This is a genomic window from Modestobacter altitudinis (genome assembly GCF_005930475.1).
Classification (GTDB): Bacteria; Actinomycetota; Actinomycetes; order Mycobacteriales; family Geodermatophilaceae; genus Modestobacter; species Modestobacter altitudinis.
Genome location: NZ_SJEW01000090.1, coordinates 1 through 18,837, shown reverse-complemented (window position 1 = coordinate 18,837; position 18,837 = coordinate 1). Strand labels below are relative to the sequence as shown.

At 73.5% G+C, this 18,837-nt stretch carries 17 protein-coding genes; 7 read left to right on the top strand and 10 right to left on the bottom strand.

Annotated features, from left to right (window positions below):
* The first annotated feature begins 130 nt into the window (after positions 1 to 130).
* Positions 131 to 484, top strand: coding sequence for a VOC family protein (locus FHL79_RS22530; protein WP_138760795.1), 354 nt, complete (start codon positions 131 to 133; stop codon positions 482 to 484).
* A 13-nt stretch (positions 485 to 497) separates the two neighbouring features.
* Here the strand turns inward: FHL79_RS22530 and FHL79_RS22525 are convergent, their stop codons facing one another.
* A complete protein-coding gene (locus tag FHL79_RS22525) occupies positions 498 to 1,565 on the bottom strand; it encodes a Gfo/Idh/MocA family protein (RefSeq protein WP_138760794.1) in 1,068 nt (355 codons plus the stop codon).
* A gap of 93 nt (positions 1,566 to 1,658) precedes the next feature.
* On the opposite strand from FHL79_RS22525, the gene FHL79_RS22520 reads away from it, so the two are divergent.
* Positions 1,659 to 1,862 (top strand): DUF4287 domain-containing protein, encoded by a 204-nt coding sequence (locus FHL79_RS22520; protein WP_138760793.1) that lies wholly within the window; start codon positions 1,659 to 1,661, stop codon positions 1,860 to 1,862.
* Between the two features lie 38 nt (positions 1,863 to 1,900).
* Here the strand turns inward: FHL79_RS22520 and FHL79_RS22515 are convergent, their stop codons facing one another.
* The 5 genes from FHL79_RS22515 to FHL79_RS22495 form a co-directional block, all read right to left on the bottom strand.
* Positions 1,901 to 3,532 (bottom strand): FAD-dependent monooxygenase, encoded by a 1,632-nt coding sequence (locus tag FHL79_RS22515; RefSeq protein WP_138760792.1) that lies wholly within the window; start codon positions 3,530 to 3,532, stop codon positions 1,901 to 1,903.
* Between the two features lie 152 nt (positions 3,533 to 3,684).
* Positions 3,685 to 4,929, bottom strand: a complete 1,245-nt coding sequence (locus tag FHL79_RS22510; protein ID WP_138760791.1) for a DUF3500 domain-containing protein — start codon at positions 4,927 to 4,929, stop codon at positions 3,685 to 3,687.
* Positions 4,919 to 5,770, bottom strand: a complete 852-nt coding sequence (locus tag FHL79_RS22505; RefSeq protein WP_138760790.1) for a fumarylacetoacetate hydrolase family protein — start codon at positions 5,768 to 5,770, stop codon at positions 4,919 to 4,921. Before FHL79_RS22505 ends, FHL79_RS22510 begins: the two co-directional genes overlap by 11 nt.
* Positions 5,767 to 6,672 carry an alpha/beta hydrolase gene (locus FHL79_RS22500; protein WP_138760789.1) on the bottom strand — a complete coding sequence of 302 codons (906 nt, stop codon included), beginning with the start codon at positions 6,670 to 6,672 and terminating at the stop codon, positions 5,767 to 5,769. Before FHL79_RS22500 ends, FHL79_RS22505 begins: the two co-directional genes overlap by 4 nt.
* 73 nt (positions 6,673 to 6,745) lie before the next feature.
* Positions 6,746 to 7,306 (bottom strand): quercetin 2,3-dioxygenase, encoded by a 561-nt coding sequence (locus FHL79_RS22495; RefSeq protein WP_138760788.1) that lies wholly within the window; start codon positions 7,304 to 7,306, stop codon positions 6,746 to 6,748.
* A 129-nt stretch (positions 7,307 to 7,435) separates the two neighbouring features.
* Between FHL79_RS22495 and FHL79_RS22490 the strand changes: the two genes are divergently transcribed.
* The gene (locus tag FHL79_RS22490) at positions 7,436 to 8,197 is read left to right on the top strand and encodes a dihydrodipicolinate synthase family protein (RefSeq protein WP_171058297.1); all 762 of its coding nucleotides are present in this window, start codon (positions 7,436 to 7,438) and stop codon (positions 8,195 to 8,197) included.
* Positions 8,198 to 8,266: 69 nt separating this feature from the next.
* Here FHL79_RS22490 and FHL79_RS22485 read toward each other — a convergent pair whose 3' ends face one another.
* Complete coding sequence (locus FHL79_RS22485) at positions 8,267 to 9,988, bottom strand: IlvD/Edd family dehydratase (protein WP_218938573.1); 1,722 nt, start codon at positions 9,986 to 9,988, stop codon at positions 8,267 to 8,269.
* 29 nt (positions 9,989 to 10,017) lie between these two features.
* Between FHL79_RS22485 and FHL79_RS22480 the strand changes: the two genes are divergently transcribed.
* A complete protein-coding gene (locus FHL79_RS22480) occupies positions 10,018 to 11,049 on the top strand; it encodes a zinc-dependent alcohol dehydrogenase (protein ID WP_138760785.1) in 1,032 nt (343 codons plus the stop codon).
* 4 nt (positions 11,050 to 11,053) lie between these two features.
* On the opposite strand, the gene FHL79_RS22475 is transcribed toward FHL79_RS22480, so the two are convergent.
* The 3 genes from FHL79_RS22475 to FHL79_RS22465 all read right to left on the bottom strand — a co-directional run bounded on the left by FHL79_RS22475 (position 11,054) and on the right by FHL79_RS22465 (position 14,116).
* Positions 11,054 to 12,229: a glycoside hydrolase family 1 protein gene (locus FHL79_RS22475; protein ID WP_138760784.1), complete on the bottom strand. Its 1,176-nt coding sequence runs from the start codon at positions 12,227 to 12,229 to the stop codon at positions 11,054 to 11,056.
* Positions 12,226 to 13,206: an alpha/beta hydrolase gene (locus FHL79_RS22470; RefSeq protein WP_138760783.1), complete on the bottom strand. Its 981-nt coding sequence runs from the start codon at positions 13,204 to 13,206 to the stop codon at positions 12,226 to 12,228. Before FHL79_RS22470 ends, FHL79_RS22475 begins: the two co-directional genes overlap by 4 nt.
* Positions 13,207 to 13,309: 103 nt before the next feature.
* Positions 13,310 to 14,116: an IclR family transcriptional regulator gene (locus FHL79_RS22465; RefSeq protein ID WP_246081131.1), complete on the bottom strand. Its 807-nt coding sequence runs from the start codon at positions 14,114 to 14,116 to the stop codon at positions 13,310 to 13,312.
* 181 nt (positions 14,117 to 14,297) lie between these two features.
* Here FHL79_RS22465 and FHL79_RS22460 point away from each other — a divergent pair, with 181 nt between their 5' ends.
* The 3 genes from FHL79_RS22460 to FHL79_RS22450 all read left to right on the top strand — a co-directional run.
* Complete coding sequence (locus FHL79_RS22460) at positions 14,298 to 15,887, top strand: ABC transporter substrate-binding protein (RefSeq protein ID WP_138760782.1); 1,590 nt, start codon at positions 14,298 to 14,300, stop codon at positions 15,885 to 15,887.
* Between the two features lie 37 nt (positions 15,888 to 15,924).
* Positions 15,925 to 16,866 (top strand): ABC transporter permease, encoded by a 942-nt coding sequence (locus tag FHL79_RS22455; RefSeq protein ID WP_138760781.1) that lies wholly within the window; start codon positions 15,925 to 15,927, stop codon positions 16,864 to 16,866.
* A partial coding sequence (locus FHL79_RS22450; RefSeq protein WP_138760780.1) for a dipeptide/oligopeptide/nickel ABC transporter permease/ATP-binding protein occupies positions 16,863 to 18,837 on the top strand: 1,975 nt, incomplete at its 3' end. The genes FHL79_RS22455 and FHL79_RS22450, both read left to right, overlap by 4 nt.

The window sequence follows — 18,837 nt, the reverse complement described above, 5'->3', positions numbered from 1 at the left end:
GGCGGCGGCGGCCCGATGGGCGGCGGGCGGCCCGGCGACAACTGACACGCCCGGCGGGCTCGTGCTCTGCTCACCCTGGTGAGCAGAGCACGAGCGGGTGGCACACTCCGTCCGCAGACAGGAGGGCAGCATGCGCGTCACGCGGATCACGGCCGATCTCGGCGTCGCCGACATCGCGGAGGCGAAGGGCTTCTACGCCGGCTACCTCGGTCTGAGCACCGAGGAGTTCCACCTGGGTTGGGTGGCCCGGTACACCGATCCCGAGACCGGGGCACACGTCCAGCTCGTCACCCGCGACGCCACCGCAGCTGAGAACCCGGTCATCTCGGTGCACGTGGACGACCTCGAGGGCGCGTACGCCGAGGCGCAGCGACTCGGCTACGAGATCGTGCACCCGCTGACCACCGAGGCCTGGGGGGTGCGCCGGTTCTTCGTCCGCGCGCCCGACGGCAACGTGGTCAACGTCGTGGCGCACCACGACTGACCGGCGGCGGCCCTCAGTCGTCGTTCGGGTAGACCACGCCGAGCTGAGCCCGGACGCCGTCGAGCAGCCGCATCGTCGCCAGCGAGTGCTCCAGCGGCATCACCGGGCTCTCGGTCAGCCCCTGCTGCAGGCAGCGGGTGACCTCCCGGAGCTCGTGCACGTAGCCGGAGCCGACCAGCTCGAACTCCTCGGTGCGGACCTCGCCCTTGCTGGCCTCCACGTCCAGCCGGGTGGGCCGGTAGACGGCATCGGACCCCTGCGCCCGGAGCCAGCCCTCGCTGCCGGCCACGATGACGGTGTTCGGGGACCGGGCCAGCAGCGAGGTGGTGATCGAGGCCTGCGCGCCCGAGCCGTAGGTCAGGGTCAGCGCGTTCTGCGCGTCGACGCCCTCGTCGTTCAGCGTGCCCACGGCCGTCACCGCGTCGGGCAGCCCCAACGTCCCCCAGACCCAGAGCAGCGGGTACACCGCGAGGTCCAGCAAGGCGCCACCGCCGTCGGCCCGGCCCCAGAGCCGGCTGGCCGGGTCCTGCCGGGCGCGGAAGCCGATCTCGGCGCCGACCCACTGCACGGTGCCGATCTCGCCCGAGGCGGCGATCTCCAGGGCGCGCTGGAAGGACGGCAGGAACCGCGTCCACACCGCCTCCATCAGGAACACCCCGTGCTCCCGGGCCAGGTCGACCAGCTGCTGCGTCTCGCGGGCGTTGATCGTCAGCGGCTTCTCGCAGAGCACCGCCTTGCCGGCCCGCAGCGCGGCCGCCACCACCTCGGCGTGCTGGGCGTGCGGCGTGGCCACGTAGACCGCCTCGACGTCCGGATCGGCGAACAGCGCCTCGTACCCCAGCTGCTCGTCGGTGTCGGAGTACGAGGTGGCGAAGCCGAACCGCTCGGCGAACTCGCCGGCCCGGTCCGCCCGCCGGGAGCTGACCGCATGCAGCACGGCGTCGGGCAGCAGTGCCAGGTCGGCGGTCACCGTGGCGGCTACGGCGCCGGTGGCCACCACGCCCCACCGGACCGGGCGCCCGGTGGCGGTCAGCGGGTCGGCGTCAAGGAGCTCGGGGCGGGCGATGAACGACGAGGTCACGCCGCCACGCTAACCAAAGGTCCCCGCTGCCCCCCACCACTCGCAAGCTCGCGGCGGGCCCCTACAGCGGGGCCGCGTGGCACCATCCGGCGCATGAGCGAGGCACCGAAGGGCCCGGCCAGCTACTTCCCGTCGATCGAGAAGAAGTACGGGCGCCCGATCGCCGAGTGGCAGGACCTGGTCCGCTCCTCGCCGTTGACCAAGCACATGGAGCTGGTGAACTGGCTCAAGTCGGAACACGGCCTGGGGCACGGGCACGCCAACGCCCTGGTCGCCGCCACGCTCGCCGAGCGCTGAGCCCTCATCGCCACAGGCGCGCCTTCGGCGATGGGGGGTCAGGCGCGGACGGGGGTCGCGGCGAGGGTGGCGCCGGTGACCTCGGCGAGCAGCGCCTCGGCATCCTCGACCTGCTCACCGCGCCAGGCCACGTGCTGGTCGGGGCGGACGAGCACCAGGTCGGCGCCGCACAGCTCCCGCAGCCGGGGGTGCGCGCTCAGGTCGACGACCCGCAGCGGCACGTCGGCCCGGGCCGCGGCCTCGACCAGCGAGCGGGGATCGGCGTCCCGGCCCAACTGGAGCACGGTGAACTCCTCGCCCAGCCGGTCGTAGACCGAGCCGCCGTCGGGCAGCCAGGTGTGCGGCAGCCGCGCCCCGGGGTGCGCCGAGGGGGTGTAGGTGGTCACCGTCGGCTCCGGCCGCGGCCCGCCGGAGGGGACGACGAGCGGCGAGTCCGGGTAGTCGTAGCCGAGCACCAGGCCGAGGCTGTGGAACTCCGGGTCCTTGACCACCAGCGCGGCGGCGACGGCGCCCCGCAGCTCCACGCCGCGCGGCCCGTCGTCGTCGAGGTCCCCGGCGGCGAAGGACGGCGCGAGGAACGCCTCCTGGGCACCGGCGGCGGCGATGGTGCGCTCGGCGACCGGCCGCCGCTCCGCCTCGTAGCTGTCCAGCAGGGCTGCCGGCGCCCAGCCGCGGAGGACCGCGGCGAGCTTCCAGCCCAGGTTGACCGCGTCACCGACGCAGGTGTTGAACCCGTGCCCACCCCACGGCGGGTTGAGGTGCGCGGCGTCCCCGATCAGGAACACCCGCTGCCCGCGGTACCGGTCGACGAGCAGCATCCGCGCCGACCACGGGTCGGTGGCCAGCACGTCGACGTCGATGTCGGCACCGGCGAGGGCCCGCACCAGCGCGACCGGGTCGACGTCGCCGGCGGTGGCGTCGACGCCCTGCACGATCGCCCACCACGTGCCGTCGAGGTCCAGCCGGCCCATCAGGCCGCCGCGCTCGGCGCCGATGACCCAGTAGTGCACGCCCAGCGCGCACAGCTCCCGGGTCTCCAGGTCCGCGGACCGGAAGGTGACGCTGAGGTTGGGCAGGCTGCCCGAGGAGCCCTCGTAGCGGGCGCCGATGGCCCGCCGGCTCGCCCCGGAGCTGCCGTCACAGCCGAGCAGCCAGTCGGCGACGACCTCGCGCCGCTCGCCGTCCGGACCCTCGAGGACCGCCTGCGCGGCTTCGGGGCCGTCGGTGACCGACACCGCCCGCCAGCCGACCAGGGTGGTGACCGTGGGCAGCTCGGCGACGGCGTCCCGGAGCACCTGCTCGACCAGCGGCTGCGGCGCCTGCTGACCGGCCTCGGCGTACAGCTCGCGGGGCGACGTCGTCAGCCCGAAGGCCTCCGGGAACCGGGTGATCTCGTGTCCGAACAACCCGGTGCAGAAGACGACGTCCTGGGCGTGGTCGACCGGCAGCGGTGCCGCGGCGCGCAGCCGGTCGGCCAGGCCCCAGCGGCGCAGGTGCTCCATGGTGCGGACGCTGGTCGTCTTGGCCCGCGGGCGCAGCGGGTCCAGCGCGGCACGCGGTTCGACGAGGAGCACGTCGATGCCGCGGCGGCCGAGCTCGATCGCGGCGGCCAGGCCGCTGGGCCCACCGCCGACGATCAGCACCGGCACGGGGGCGGGCGCGGCGGTCATCGGTTCTCCTGTCCTGAGCAGCGGTGCCCAGTGGATGGAAGGGGGAGCGCGGGGCCAGCGGGCCCGCCGACGCCTGTCCAGCATCCGTGGCGGGCGTCACGTCGCCGACCCCTGATGTCATTGAGCGGCAGGGTGGAACGGGCTCGTCCGGGTCAGCCCCGGGCGGCCTGCCACTGGCGGACCCAGGACCGGCCGTAGTCGTTGCCGTGCGGGGTGCGCAGCACGGTGTGGACGTGGAACGGCTGGGGGGTGTCGTAGTCCAGGAAGACCCCGCAGTGGTGGTCGAGCTCGGCGATCAGCACCGGTGACTGCACGCGGTAGTAGAAGACGTCGCCGGGCTGGGAGCCGCCGATCCAGGAGAACCAGGTCTCGGCGAGGTGCTCGCGTACCTCTCGGAGCCGGGCGGCACGGGGGCCTTCGGGCAGCAGCCGGACGAAGGTCTCGACGATCGCCAGCACGAGTTCCTGCGCGGCGGGGGGCATCTCGGTGACCAGGATGCCCTCGACCGGGATGACCCGGTTGTCCTGGAAGGCGCCGGCCAGGTGCCGTTCGTCGCCGGGGTGCACCCGGCCCGGCGGCATGGCCGGGTCGACCATCTGCGCGTAGACGGTGGCGGCGGCGCGCTGCTCGGCCGGCAGCGCGGCCATCAGCGCCGTGCCGAGGGCGATGCGCTCGGTGAAGGACTGGGTGCCGGCGTGCGGGCCGGCGTCGATCTCGTTGGGCTCGGCGCCGTGGAACACCGGGGAGAGCACCATCCGGCCCTCGATCACCAGGCAGTTGACCGCGCAGTGGTGGCCGAACAACTGCCAGCCCCAGGGGGCGCGCCGGTCGGGGTCGCCGTAGAGGGTGATGTTGTAGCTGAACTCGTTGAGCACCGTCTCCAGGCCCACGACCTCGCCGAGGAAGCCGTTGATCAGCATCATCGCGTGCGTCAACTCGTAGCCCTCGGGGGACAGCGAGGCGCGGACCAGGGCGAGTGCCTTCTCGCGCACCTCGGCGGGCTGGAGCTCCAGCCGCAGTCCGGTGTCGAACTGCATGAACTCCGGGTTGGCCCAGGTCTGCCACTCGGGTGCGTCGACGGGGAAGGAGATGGCCGTGCGCCCGTCGTCGTCCAGGGCGGCGAGCAGGTCGGTGGCGGCGGCGACCATCGCGGCGACCGGCGCCTCCTCACCGGGCTCGGCCGGGGTCAGCGGGTACAGGCCCTCGCGCAGCGTGCCGTCCTCGGTGACCCCGCGGAACTCGTCGAGGTACAGCGGCGTCCAGCCCTCGACCAACCCGCCGGTGAACGTGCCCGGCGTCCGGGCGTGCTCCCGATAGGCGTAGGGGTCCAGGCCGCGGACCTCGGCCAGCCGCGGGTGGTCGTGCGGGAACAGGAACCGCCGGAACTCACCGCTCACGGCGGACCTCGTTGCCCACGACGGTGTTGGTCAGCACGCCGAGCCCGTCGACCTCGACCTCGACGACGTCGCCGGGCTGCAGCAGCCACGGAGGCGTGCGGGCGTAGCCGACGCCGGAGGGCGTGCCGGTGGCCAGCAGGTCGCCGGGGCGCAGGGTGAGGGTCTGGGAGATGAGGGAGAGGGTGTCGCCGACGGTGTAGACCATCTCGTCGGTGCGCCCGTCCTGCACCGTCTCGCCGTTGACCCGGGTCTGCACCCGCAGGCCGTCGCGCAGGTCGCCGACCTCGGCGGCCGGCACGATCGGCCCGAGCGGGCCCGAGTTGTCGCCGTTCTTGCCCAGGATCCACTGCGACGTGAGCTTCTGCGCCCGGCGGGAGGTCAGGTCGTTGAAGGTGGAGTAGCCGATGACGGCGGCCAGCGCCTCCTCCGGGCTGGCGTCCACGAGGGTCTGCCCGACGTAGGCCATCACCTCGCCCTCCCAGTCCAGCCCGTCCTCGCCGGCCGGCACCGGCACCTCGGCGCCGCCCACGGTCAGCGACTGGGTCCACCGGGCGAACAGCGTCGGGTAGGGCGGGACGCCGGTCTCGGAGAAGGAGCCCTCGGCCACGTGCTTGAGGTAGTTCAGCCCGATGCAGACCACCCGCGCGCCAGGCAGCACCGGCGGCACGAGCTCGACGCCGTCGACCGCCACGGTGCTCCCCGTCGGCGTGCCGGACAGGTGCCCGGCGGCGTCGGCCCAGAACTCATCCAAGGTCGCGAGCACGGTGACGTGCGCGCCGTCCGCGGACAGCGATGCCACCTCCACGGCGCCCCCGCTGCGGCGGATGCCCACGATCCTCATGTCCGGTTCCCTTCGATCAGCTGGTGCCGCAGGAAGGCGATGGTGCGGGCCAGCGCGTCGGTGGCCGCGTCCGGCGCACCGAGCCACATGTGGTCGGCGCCGCCGTAGGTGTGCAGCTCGACGTCGGGCAGCTGTTCGGCCAGGCGCTCGCTCTGCACGACCGGGATGAACTGGTCGGCCCGCCCGTGCAGCAGCAGGAACGGCGGCGCGGTGGGGGAGGCGTACGTGACCGGGCTGGCTTCGGCCGCCCGCTCAGGCACCTCGATTGCCGGGGCCCCCAGGAACAGCGCTTCGCGGGTGCTCGCGTCGGCCGGGTCGGCGCCGAGGTCGGTCGCCACCGCTGCCACGTCGCTCGGGGCGTACCAGGCGGCGACGGCAGCGACCCGGCTCGACGGCCCGCTCACCCCGACCGCGCCCTCCAGCGCCTCGTCGCCCGTCGTCAGGCCCAGCAGCTCGGCCAGGTGCCCGCCGGCCGACTCGCCCCAGGAGGCGATCCGGTCCGGGTCGATGCCGACCTCGTCGGCGCGCGAGCGCAACCAGCGGACGGCGGCCTTGGCGTCGTGCAGCTGGGCCGGCCAGACCTCCTCACCGGAGAGCCGGTAGTCGACGCTGGCCACCGCGATGCCGGCCTGCGCGACCTGCTCGAACGGCGTCGGGTCCGCACCCCGGTAGGCCGGGCCGGCGGTGTGCCGGCTGCCGAGCCGCCAGCCGCCGCCGTGCAGGAAGACGACGACCGGCGCGGGGGCGTCGCCGGCGGGCAGGTACAGGTCCAGCTCCAGCGGCCGCGCGCCGGGCAGTGCTGCGTACGGGACGCCGGACAGCACCCGGACCCCGCCGGCGCCGGTGCGGGCGGGCGGCAGCGGCGCGGTGTGCGCGGGCGGCGGCAGGGGCAGAGCGGGCACGGGTCTCCTCAGGACACGGTTCCGGCGCCGAAACCGGGACGGGGTTCGGCGCCGAAACCGGGAGCAGGGCAGGTCAGGCGGTGGGCTCGGGCCACTCGAAGTCGCGCATGAACTGCATGTTGTGCTGCTGCGCGGCCGCCTGCATCCGCGGGAAGTCCGGGATGAACGGCGGCTGGTTCGGGCTGGTGGAGTCCGTCGGGGTGCCCATGTGCTGGAAGAACCGCTCGAACCCGCCGGACAGCGTGCCCATCATCCGGGCCTGCTCGACGATCTGGTACGCGTGTGCGAAGCCGGCCGGCACGAAGCCGAAGTCGCCGGCGCTGAGCAGCTGGGACTGCTTGGTGCCCTCGGCGTCCTGGAAGAACAGCCGGACCTTGCCGTCGAGCACGTAGAAGGTCTCGTGCGTGGCGTTGTGCGAGTGCGTCGGGATGACGTCGCCGGCCGGGGACTCGCTGACGATGATCCCGAACTGGCCCTGCGTCTCGTCGCCGGACAGCAGCACGCTGAACACGTCGCCGAAGAGCTTGGCGTGCTCGCCCTCGCCCTTGCGGAGGACGTAGGGCTGCGGCTTGCCGGGCAGCACGCCCTGCCACTGCGGGCCCGTGGCGGGGTCGATCAGGTACTCGAAGCTCATGGGTGCTCCCGGTTCGGGGGTCGACGTCGACAGGTCCGAGCTTCGGTGACCGCGGTCACCGCGGCCCAGCCCGGTGCCATTGGACGGCAACCATCCTCCAGACGGCGTTCCCGGGGCAGGATGCACGGCATGGCCCTCTTCACCGGCGTCGGCGTTGCCCTGGTCACCCTCTTCTCCGAGGACGGCGACCTGGAGGCGAAGGCCACCGCCGACCTCGCGGCCCAGCTGGCCGACCTCGGCGTCCGCGCCCTGCTCGTGAACGGGACGACGGGCGAGGCCGCCACCCTCACGCCGGAGGAGCGGGACGAGGTGGTCGGCGCGGTCCGCGCCGCCGCGCCCGCCTCCGTGCCGGTCATCGCGGGTACCGGAGCACCGACCGGCCGGCAGGCGGCCGCCTTCACCGAGCGGGCGTTCGGAGCGGGGGCCGACGCCGTCCTGGTGCTCTCCCCGCCCGGTGTCGCGGACCCGCGCCGCTACTACGACCGGGTGGCGGCACGTGCCACCGGACCGCTGCTGGCCTACCACTTCCCGGGTGCGTCGGCGCCGGGCATCCCGGTCGAGGTGCTCCTGGACCTCCCGGTCGCCGGGCTGAAGGACTCCTCGGGTGACGCCGCGCGGTTGCTGCACGAGCGCGAGGTCTTCGCCGGTGACCTCTGGAGCGGTGCGGCGAGCCTGCTGTCGCTGTGCGGCGCGGTGGGTGCGGCGGGAGGCCTGGTGGCGGCGGCGAACATCGCTCCTGAGGAGTGCGCCGCGGCCTTCGCCGGGGACGGCGCCGCCCAGGTGCGCGTCGCTGCTCTCGACCGCGCGGCATCGGTGGACTTCCCGGCCGGCTACAAGCGCGCCACGGCGGAGCGGTTCGGCGTCTCGGCCGCCACCCGGGTGGGCAGGTGACGTGCTGGAACGGCCCCGTCCCGGGGCCCGCCCTGAGCTTGCGAAGGGTGGGGAGGACGGGGTCCTTCGTCAGTGTGACTCGCGGCTGACCTGCGACCCGCTCGACCCGACGAGGAAGTCCAGGTCGGCGCCGGTGTCGGCCTGCAGGACGTGGTCGACGTAGAGCCGCTCCCAGCCGCGGCGAGGGGCTGCGAACCCGGCGACGGTCGCCTCGGAGGGCGTGCGGGCGGCCAGCTCCTCGGCGGGCACCTCGACGTCGATGCGCCGGGCCTCGACGTCCAGGCTGATGGTGTCCCCGGTCCGGACCAGGGCGAGCGGGCCGCCGGCGGCGGCCTCCGGTGCCACGTGCAGGACGACGGTGCCGTAGGCGGTGCCGCTCATCCGCCCGTCGCAGACCCGGACCATGTCCCGCACACCCTGCTCGAGCAGCTTCTTCGGCAGCGGCATGTTCGACACCTCGGGCATGCCGGGGTAGCCCCTGGGCCCGCAGCCGCGCAGCACGAGCACCGAGTCGGCGGCCACGTCGAGGTCCGGGTCGTCGATGCGGGCATGGAAGTCCTCGATCGAGTCGAACACGACCGCCGGGCCGCGGTGGCGCATCAGGTGCGGCGAGGCCGCGGCCGGCTTGACCACCGCCCCGCGGGGGGCGAGGTTGCCGCGCAGGACGGCGATGCCGCCGTGCTCGACCAGGGGCTCGCGGCGGAGCCGGATGACCTCTGGGTCCCAGATCGGCGCGTCGTCCAGGTACTCGACCAGCGGCTTCCCGGTGACGGTGCCCGCGGTCGGGTCGAGCAGGTCGCGGACCTCGGCCAGCACGGCGAGCAGCCCGCCGGCGCGGTGCAGGTCCTCCATCAGGAACCGGCCGGCCGGCAGCAGGTCGACCAGCACCGGCACCCCGGAGCCGATCCGGTCGAAGTCGTCGAGGGTCAGGTCGATCCCGAGCCGCCCGGCGATCGCCAGCAGGTGGACGACGGCGTTGGTGGACCCGCCGACAGCGGCCAGCGCCACGATCGCGTTGGTGAAGGACGCCTCGGTCAGGACGGTGCTCGGCCGGCGGTCGGCGGCGACCATCTCCACGACCAGCCGGCCGGTGCCGTGCGCAGCCTCCAGCAGCCGGCTGTCCGCGGCCGGCGTCCCGGCGACGCCGGGCAGCACCATGCCCAGCGCCTCGGCGACCAGGGCCATGGTGGAGGCGGTGCCCATCGTGTTGCAGTGCCCGCGGCTGCGGATCATCGCCGACTCCGACCGGGTGAACTCCGCCGCGGACAGCGTGCCGGCGCGGACCTCCTCGGACAGCCGGAAGACGTCGGTGCCGCAGCCCAACGGCACCCCGCGGAAGGTGCCGGTGAGCATCGGACCGCCGGGGACGACGACGGCGGGCAGGTCGACCGACGCGGCGGCCATGAGCAGCGACGGGATCGTCTTGTCGCACCCACCGAGCAGCACCAGCCCGTCGACCGGGTTGGCGCGGAACGCCTCCTCCATCTGCATCGCGGCGAGGTTCCGCCAGAGCATCGCCGTCGGCCGGACCTGCGTCTCGCCCAGGCCCATCACCGGCAGCTCCAGCGGCGTACCACCGGCGGCGTGGACGCCGTCGCGCACCGCGGCGGCCACCTCGGACAGGTGCCGGTTGCACGGCACGAGGTCGGAGGCGGTGTTGGCGATGGCGATCTGCGGGCGGCCGAACGCGTCGTCCGGTACGCCGCGGCGCATCCACGCCCGGTGGATGAAGGCGTTGCGGACGTCGTCGCCGGAGTACCACTGCGCGCTGCGGAGGGCCACAGCCGTCATCCTCGACCTGTGTCGATGCAGAGGTCCAGATGAGCGGGTCCACCATGCGCGCCTTCGTCCTGACCGGACCCGGGAAGGGCTCGGTGCAGGAGGTGCCCGTCCCGGTCGCCGCTCCAGGGGAGGTCGTCGTCGACGTCGAGCGGGTGGGCGTGTGCGGGACCGACGTGGAGCTGTTCACCGGCGAGCTGGCCTACCTGCACTCCGGCCACACCTCGTACCCGTTGCGGCCGGGGCACGAGTGGTGCGGCCGGGTCACCCGGGTCGGCGACGGCGTCGACCCGGCCTGGCTGGGCCGGCGGGTCATGGGCGACACGATGCTCGGCGACCAGGTGTGCCGCCCCTGCCGCCGGGGGCGGCAGCACGTGTGCGAGCACCGCCAGGAGGTCGGCATCCGGGGGGACCGGCCCGGGGCGCTGGCCGAGCAGCTCGCCGTCCCCGCCTGGTCGCTGCACGAGCTCCCGGACCCCGTCGACGAGGTCCTCGGCGCGCTGGTCGAGCCGGGTGGCAACGCGTGGCGCGCGGCGCACGCCGCGGAGGTCGGGGCCGGTGACCCAGCCCTGGTCATCGGCCCCGGGACGATCGGGCTGCTGACGGCGATGTTCCTGCGCGCCGCCGGGGCCGAGGTGCACCTGCTCGGCGTCACCGAGGCCTCGCTCACCGGCGCCCGCGCGCTCGGCTTCGCCGGCGCCTGGCGCCGGGAGACGCTGCCGGACCTGCCGTTCGACGCTGTCGTGGACGCCTCCACCGCGGCCGGGTCACCGGCGCTGGCGCTGGACCTGGTCGAGCCCGCCGGCCGGGTGGTGTGCATCGGCATCGCGGGCACGCCGAGCCTGGTGGACACCCGGACCCTGCTGCTCAAGGACGTCACCGCCGTCGGGGTCCTCTCGGCGTCCCCGGGCCTGGCGGCGACCATCGCCGCCTACGCGAGCGGCGAGGTCGACCCCCGGCCGCTGGTCGCCGCGACCGTCGGGCTCGACCGGGTCGCCGCCGTCCTCGCCGGCGAGCGACCCGAGGGCGCCGGTCCAGGCCCCAAGGTCCACGTCGACCCGCGCCTGGGCTGAGGTCTCAAGCCAGCCCGTTGCGCTTCGCGACCTCGCCCAGCCAGGCCAGGCTCGGCTTCGGCGTCCGGACGAAGGTCTCGCGGTCGACGGCGACCAGGCCGAAGGTGGGCGCGAAGCCGAGCATCCACTCGAAGTTGTCCAGCAGGCTCCAGTGCACGTAACCCCGCACGTCGGCACCCGCCTCGATCGCCGCGGCCAGGCCGCGCAGCGCGTCGGTGGTGAACGCGATGCGGTCGGCGTCGTCGGCGGTGGCGATGCCGTTCTCGGTGACCAGCAGCGGGGTGTCCGGCAGCACCGAGGCGGCGTGGTTGATCGCCGCGCCGAGGGCCTCGGGACGGCGCTCCATGCCGTGCGCCAGCGTCTGCCGGTCCGCCGGCGGGGCGATGAGCCCGTCAGGGCCGAACCGCTGGGCGGTGTAGATCTGCAGCCCGACCCAGTCGTCGCCGGCGGCGGCGGTCAGGAACTGGTCCATCATCGCGGTGCGGGCGGCCTGCAGCGGCTCCGCGCCGCCGCCCTCGTCGATGTACTCGATCCCGACCAGCGTCATCCCGGTCGGCGGTGACCCGGCACCGCGGAGCACCTCCGTGCTGCGGTGGTGCAGGCCGATCAGCGCCTCGGACACCGCCTGGTCGGGCACGGGCAGGCCCTTGATCTCCTCGCCGCGGCGGGCCATCCCGCCGATCACCGGCTGGACGGCCATCAGGTTGGGTTCGTTGATCGTGGCGACGTACGCCGCGTCCTTCACCGCCGGCAGTGCCAGCTCGGTGAACCGGGCGATCCGGTCACCGGTCTTGGGGCCGGTCCAGCCGCCGTCGTGCATCAACCAGCGCGGCATCGTGAAGTGCACGAGCGTGGCGATCGGGGTGAGGCCCCGGTCGCGGCAGCCGTCGACGATCCGCCGGTAGTGGTCCAGCGCGGCGCGGGAGACCTCGCCCTCCTCGGGCTCGATCCGGCTCCACTCCAGGCTGAACCGGTAGGTGTTCAGCCCCGCGCCGGCGACCAGGTCGAGGTCCTCCTCCCAGCGGTTCCAGGAGTCGCAGGCGTCGCCGCTGGACTCGACGAAGGGCGAGTGCGGAGCGTGCTCCATCTCCCAGTGGTCGTTGTTGACGTTGCCGCCCTCGACCTGGTGCGCGGCAGTGGCCGTGCCCCAGAGGAAGCCGTCGGGGAACTGAGTGGTCATGCGAGGACCTCCAGGGTCTGCGGGGTGCGGGCGCCGGCGACGAGGTCGGCCATCAGCGTGAGTGCGGAGTCGACCGGCTCGAGGTCGGGGCGGGTGTTCAGGAAGCCGTGCAGCATGCCGACGGCGGTGACCTGCCGGACGTCGACGCCGGCCAGCGCGCAGCGGGCGACGAAGTCCTCGCCCGACGGGCGCAGGTCGTCGTACTCGGCGTTGACGACCAGGGTCGGGCACAGCCCCTCGAGGACGGCGAGGGCGCCGAACGCGTAGCCGTCGGCCTTCGACAGCGGGCCGCCCAGGTAGTTGGTGTTGAGAAAGTCGGTGTCCTCCGGCCGGAACCGCAGGACAGGCGGCACATCGGCCATCCTCGCGGCCTGCGACGCCGAGGCCGGAGGGAGCACGGAGTGCGCCACGGGGTAGATCGGCAGCAGCGCCGCCGGCGGTCGGCCGTCCTCGTCGCGCAGCTTCAGCGCCGCGCCGATGGCCAGGTTGCCGCCGGCACTGGCGCCGCCGAGGCAGAGCCGGGCTGGGTCGATGCCGAGCGTGTCGGCGTTGTCCCGGGTCCACCGGAAGGCCGCGACGACGTCGTCGTGCGGCACCGGGTAGTGCACCCCGCCGTGGCAGAGCCGGTAGTCGACGCTGACGACGACGGCACCGGCGCGGGCGGCCAGCTGCCGGGCGGTCGAGTCAGCCTCGGGCATGTCAAGGTCGCCGCCGAGGAACGCGCCGCCGTGCAGCCAGACCAGGCCGGGCCGGTCGGTGCCGTCGCCGTCGGGCAGGTAGACGCGTACCGGCACGGCGCCGTGTGGGCCCTCGACGGTCTCGTCCCGGGTCCGGACCTGCGGCGGCTGCGGTGCGCCGGTGATCGACATGAACTCGTCGAGCAGAGCCCGCTGCGCCGGGTCGGCCATCGCCTCCTCGAAGGAGGTGATGCCCTCGAGCAGGTGCAGCTTCGATGCGATGGCGGGGTGGATCGGCACGGCGCTCCTCGGTGGTCGACGGCGTTGTCAGCGCGACCGCGAGCATGCGTGACGCCGCTCACCGTGATCAGCGCCGCTGCCGGCCAATGGCAGAGGAGTCCGGTCAGGCGGTGCCGGGTGCTCGGCGGAGACCAAGCCCGCGGGAGATGCCCCGGGCCGCCGTCCGGACAGCGGGGCCCAGCAGCCGCGGCTCGGCGTTCTCCGCCGGCACGACCACCGACAGCGCGGCGACGACGGTTCCCTGGGCGTCGTGCACCGGCGCGGCGACGCTCACGATCGGGCCCGGCGCGCCGCGCCGGAAGGTGGACAGTCCGTCGCGCCGTATCTCGGCCAGCGTGCGGCGCAGCGCGGCGGGGGAGACCGGCACGTTCTCCGGCTGGTGCATCAGCGACTGGCCCAGGATGCGCTCCTGGAACGCGGCCTCGGCGAAGGCGAGCAGCACCAGCCCGACCCCGGTGGAGTGCAGCGGCATCCGCCCGCCCGGCCGGTACAGCGCCGCCACCGCGCCGTGCGAGGAGAGCCGCTCGACCATCAGCGCCTCGTCGCCCTCCCGGACGGCGAGCAGCACGTGCTGCCGGGTCACCTCCTCCAGGTCGCCCATGAAGGGCAGCGCCACCTGGCGCAGTCCGTGTCCGCGCGGGGTGAGCGAGGCGACCTCCCACAGCCGCAGGCCGATCGAGAACCGCCCGGCTGCATCACGCTCGAGGGCGCCCCACTCCAGCAGCCGGCCCGCCAGCCGCAGCGCGGAGCTGGCCGGGATGCCGCTGCGCCGGCTGAGCTCGCTCAGCGTGAGGTAGGGGTGGGTGGCGTCGAAGGCGTCGAGGAGCGCCAGCGCGCGGTCGACCACCGGCTCGCCCTGGCTCGGGCGACGGCCGCGGACGCGGGTCTGGGCTGGCACTTCTTCGGACATGGCCGGCGCTCCTCAAGATCGGCACTGAGGCGCAGGCCACAGTTGTCTTCCATTGGTCGGCATTGTGCCTGACGTCACCGGAGGGCCCACCGCATCGTTGCCGCCAACGCCGGGATCCCGGTGCGGCCGAGTCCCCGGCCGACATGACCCCTCCGTAACGAAGCGAAGGAGCCAGACCGGTATGAAGCTGTTCCGGACCCCCGAGGTGCAGACCCTGCGCCGCCACTCCCTGATGCGCACCGGGGTGGCCGTCCTGGCCGCCGGTGCACTCACCTCGCTGGCTGCCTGCGGCGGCGGCAGTGGTGGTGGCGGCAGCAGCTCGAGCGCCTCCGACACGCTCACCATCGCCGTCGACTCAGACTCGGCTGCCACGGGCTACGACCCGCTGCTCTACGGGCAGGGCCAGATCCAGTTCTTCAGCGCCCTGTACGACCCGCTGTTCCTGACCGGGGCCGACGGCACCGTCACCCCGCGCCTGGCGACCGGCTTCACGAACAGCCCGGACAACCTGCAGACGACGCTGACCCTGGCCGACGGCGTGACGTTCACCGACGGCTCGACGCTGGACTCGACGCTGGTCAAGGGCAACCTGGACCGGCGCAGCGACCCCGACCTGGCCGGGTACCAGTCCTTCTCTGCCGGCAGCTCCACCGAGATCTCCGACGTCGCCGCCCCGGATCCGAAGACGGTCGTCATCACCTGGGCCGCGCCGCAGGCCAGCCCGGACAAGAACCTCGCCGACGAGCCCGGCGTCATCGTCGGCAAGGACGCGCTGGCCGACCCCGACTCGCTGGCCACCACGCCGGACGGGTCCGGGCCGTACACGCTCGACGAGGGCAAGACGACCCGGGGCAGCTCGTACACGCTGACCAAGAAGGACGACGCGTGGAACGCGGATGACTTCGCCTTCGACACCGTCGTCTACAAGCCGATCATCGAGGACCAGGCGCTGGCCAACGCCGTCGTCTCGGGCCAGGCCGACGTCGCGCTGCAGCTGGGGTCCAGCACCATCGACCTGGTCTCCTCCAAGCGCGACATCGTCAAGGTCGGCGGCACGATCGTGGGCTTCCCCGTGGCCGACAAGACCGGCGTCACGAACCCGGCGTTCGCGAAGGTCGAGGTCCGCCAGGCGCTGTCCTACGCCATCGACCGGGAGTCCCTGGTCAAGGACCTGCACCCGGGCGCCCGGGCGACCGCGCAGCTGTTCCCCGAGTCGGCCACCGGGTTCGACCCGGCGCTGGACGAGCAGTACGCCTACGACCCGGCCAAGGCCAAGCAGCTGCTGGCCGACGCCGGCTACCCGGACGGCTTCGAGATCAACCAGACCGTGGGCGGTCAGCCGAGCGACGACCAGATCGCGATCCAGAAGCAGTGGGCCGCGATCGGGGTGACGCTCAACTTCGTCACCGCGACGTCCACCGATGCCATCTTCGCCGCGGCGGCCACCGAGCCGATGCTGTTCGGGCCCTTCGCGGTCGGGGACAACCCGGTCGGCTTCGTGGCCGGTGTGGTCGTCGGCGGGTTCGTGAACCTGCAGAAGGCCAGTGACCCGCAGATCGAGCAGGCGCTGGGCGCGGCTCTCGGCGGAACCGGTGACGCCCAGACGGGCGCGCTGAAGGACCTCAACGACGCGATCACCAACCAGGGTTGGTACATCCCGGTCTACGAGGACTTCACCTACATGGGCTACAACGGCGACAAGGTGAGCAAGCCCTCCTTCGCCGGCACCAACGGCTGGTTCGTGCTGTCCGAGATCAAGCCGTCCGCCTGATCCTCGCCTGACCAGCCGCTCCCGGAAGGGGAACGACATGCTCGCCTACCTCGCCCGTCGGCTCGCGCTGGCAGTGGTCACGGTGCTGGCTGCCGTGCTGATCAGCTTCCTGCTGGTGCACGCCACGGACGGCAGTCCCGGCGCCATCGTGCTCGGACCCGGCGCCACGCCTGCCGAGATCGCCGCCAAGAACACCGAGCTCGGCTGGGACCGGCCGCTGGTCACCCAGTTCTTCGACTACCTGGGCCACCTGGTCCGCGGTGACCTGGGCAGGTCGATCATCGACAGCCGGTCCATCGGGCAGGACCTGGGCACCCGGCTGCCGGTCACCGGCTTCATCGCGCTGTTCGCCACGCTGCTGTCCGGCATCGTGGGCGTCGTCCTCGGTGTGACCGCCGCAGTCCGCGGCGGCCGGTTCGGCACCTTCATCACCTCCAGCAGCGGCGTCGCGCTGTCCCTGCCGGCGTTCTGGGTCGGCATCCTCTTCGTCTACGTGCTCTCCATCTCTCTCGGCTGGCTGCCGGCCACCGGCTACGTCGCCTTCGCCGACTCACCGGTCGACTGGGTCAAGAGCCTGCTGCTGCCGGTGCTCGCGCTCACCGTCGGCGGCGCCGCGATCGTCGCCCGCACCGCCAACGCCGGGATGCGTGACGCCCTCCAGGCCGAGCACATCCGCACGCTCCGCGCGGTCGGGACGCCGGCCTGGCGGATCCGCTACGTCCACGCCCTCCGATCGACCAGCGTGCCGGTCGTCGCGGTGCTCGGCATCCAGTTCATCGCGCTCTTCGGCGGGTCGGTGATCATCGAGAACCTCTTCGCGCTGCCCGGTCTCGGCCAAGCCAGCCAGGCCGCGGTCACGTCCCACGACTTCCCCGCCCTGATCGGCGTCGTCATCGTCGCGACCGTGGTGGTCGTCGTCACGAACCTGCTGCTCGACCTGGTGGTCGCGGCGCTGGACCCGAAGGTGCGTACCGCATGAGCGTGTTGCCCCTGGACGCTGCTGACGATGCCTCGACCGAGGTCGTCCCGCCGGCCCAGCGCCGCCGCGGGCTGCCCGCGGCGCTGCGTCGTCCGGGCCCCCTGGTCGCCCTCGGCTGGCTGCTGCTGGTCGTCCTGCTGTCGTTCACCGCGCCGCTCTGGCGGCCCTACGACATCAACGAGCAGGACCTGGCCAACCGGCTGGCGCTGCCCTCGGGTGCGCACTGGCTGGGCACCGATCCGCTCGGTCGGGACCTGCTGAGTCGCATCTTCACCGCCGGCGCGCAGCCGCTGCTCGCCGCCGCGCTCACCGTGCTCGTCGCCTTCGGCATCGGCATCCCGCTCGCGCTGATCGCCGCCGAGCGCGGCCGCCGGGTCGAGCAGGTGATCAGCCGCAGCACCGAGATCCTGATGGCGTTGCCGTCGACGATCATCCTGTTGGCCGTCATCGGCGTCATCGGCGTGAAGACCTACATCGTGATGGCGATCCTCGGCGTGCTGATCTCCGCCGCCGTCTACCGGATCATGCTCGGCGTCGCCCAGTCGGTGCGCCAGCGGCTGTACGTCGACGCTGCCCGGGTCAACGGCCTGGGCTCGTTCCGGGTCAACACCGTGCACGTGCTGCCGGCGATGGCCACGGTCGTCGCTGTCCAGGCCGCGCAGCTGTTCGGCATCGCGATCCTGATCAACGCCGGCCTGGCGTTCCTCGGCTTCGGGCCGGCCGAGCCGAACCCCAGCTGGGGGATCATGATCCAGGACGCCTCGGGGCACGTGTACGACGCGCCCTGGCTCCTCGTGCCCACCGGTGTCGTGCTCGCGCTCACCGTCGTGGCGGCGAACGTGCTGGCCGATGCCCTGGCCGGCAAGGCCGCCCACGTGAAGGACCCCGCCCGCGCCCGGAGGACGGCGCCGGTGCGGGTCGTCGACGGGACGCCGGCCGACCCTGCCGCGGTGCTCGAGGTCCGCGATCTGACCGTGTCGGTCGACGACGGCCCGCAGCTGGTCAGCGACGTCTCGTTCACCCTGCAGCCCGGCCGGGTGCTCGGACTGGTCGGCGAGTCCGGCTGCGGCAAGACGATGACCGCCCGCTCGCTGCTGGGTCTCCTGCCGGACGGCGTCTCCGTCTCCGGCGGGTCGATCCTCTGGCAGGGCAGGGACCTGGTGGGCCTCAGCGAGAAGCAGGCCAACGCCGTCCGCGGCCGGGAGATCGCGATGATCTCCCAGGAGCCGATGGTCGCCCTGGACCCGATGTTCTCCGTCGCCTACCAGCTGATCGGCCCGATCCGCCGGTTCCGCGGCGTCGGCCGGCGCGAGGCGCGGCAGGTCGCCGCGCAGCTGCTCCGCCAGGTCGGGATCGTGGACGCCGACCGGGTGCTGAAGAGCTACCCGCACCAGCTGTCCGGTGGCATGGCGCAGCGGGTGTGCATCGCGCTGGCGCTGACCGGCCAGCCGCAGCTGCTGATCGCCGACGAGCCGACCACCGCCCTGGACGTGACGGTGCAGGCGGAGATCCTCAGCCTGCTCCGCGCGCTGGTCCGGGACACCGGTCTCTCGGTGGTGATCGTCAGCCACGACCTGGGTGTGGTCGCCGACATCTGCGACGACGTGGTGGTCATGTACGCCGGCCAGGTCGTGGAGTCCGGGCGCACCGCGCCGGTGCTCGACGACGCCGCGCACCCGTACACGATGGCCCTGCTCGGGGCAAACCCGCACGTGCCCGACGGCGTGCCCATGCCGACCCGGCTGGCCTCGATCGCCGGCACCGTCCCCGCCCCCGGTTCCTGGCCGACCGGCTGCCGGTTCGCCGGCCGCTGCCAGTTCACCCAGGACAAGTGCACGCGGCCGTTCCCGGCGCTCCCGGCGCACGGCGACGGCTCGGTGCTGTGCATCCGCGTGAACGAGGTCCACGACGCCGGCGTCCGCTGGCACGCCGAGCCGGTCGGTGCCGAGACCGCTGCAGCTGAGCCCGCCC

What these genes read in the sequence shown, in the direction of transcription:
- FHL79_RS22530 (WP_138760795.1), top strand. Translation starts at nt 131, where the DNA reads ATGCGCGTCACGCGGATCACGGCCGATCTCGGCGTCGCCGACATCGCG.
- FHL79_RS22520 (WP_138760793.1), top strand. Translation starts at nt 1,659, where the DNA reads ATGAGCGAGGCACCGAAGGGCCCGGCCAGCTACTTCCCGTCGATCGAG.
- FHL79_RS22515 (WP_138760792.1), bottom strand. Translation starts at nt 3,532, where the DNA reads ATGACCGCCGCGCCCGCCCCCGTGCCGGTGCTGATCGTCGGCGGTGGG.
- FHL79_RS22505 (WP_138760790.1), bottom strand. Translation starts at nt 5,770, where the DNA reads ATGAGGATCGTGGGCATCCGCCGCAGCGGGGGCGCCGTGGAGGTGGCA.
- FHL79_RS22495 (WP_138760788.1), bottom strand. Translation starts at nt 7,306, where the DNA reads ATGAGCTTCGAGTACCTGATCGACCCCGCCACGGGCCCGCAGTGGCAG.
- FHL79_RS22490 (WP_171058297.1), top strand. Translation starts at nt 7,436, where the DNA reads ATGGCCCTCTTCACCGGCGTCGGCGTTGCCCTGGTCACCCTCTTCTCC.
- FHL79_RS22485 (WP_218938573.1), bottom strand. Translation starts at nt 9,988, where the DNA reads ATGACGGCTGTGGCCCTCCGCAGCGCGCAGTGGTACTCCGGCGACGAC.
- FHL79_RS22480 (WP_138760785.1), top strand. Translation starts at nt 10,018, where the DNA reads ATGAGCGGGTCCACCATGCGCGCCTTCGTCCTGACCGGACCCGGGAAG.
- FHL79_RS22475 (WP_138760784.1), bottom strand. Translation starts at nt 12,229, where the DNA reads ATGACCACTCAGTTCCCCGACGGCTTCCTCTGGGGCACGGCCACTGCC.
- FHL79_RS22465 (WP_246081131.1), bottom strand. Translation starts at nt 14,116, where the DNA reads ATGTCCGAAGAAGTGCCAGCCCAGACCCGCGTCCGCGGCCGTCGCCCG.
- FHL79_RS22460 (WP_138760782.1), top strand. Translation starts at nt 14,298, where the DNA reads ATGAAGCTGTTCCGGACCCCCGAGGTGCAGACCCTGCGCCGCCACTCC.
- FHL79_RS22455 (WP_138760781.1), top strand. Translation starts at nt 15,925, where the DNA reads ATGCTCGCCTACCTCGCCCGTCGGCTCGCGCTGGCAGTGGTCACGGTG.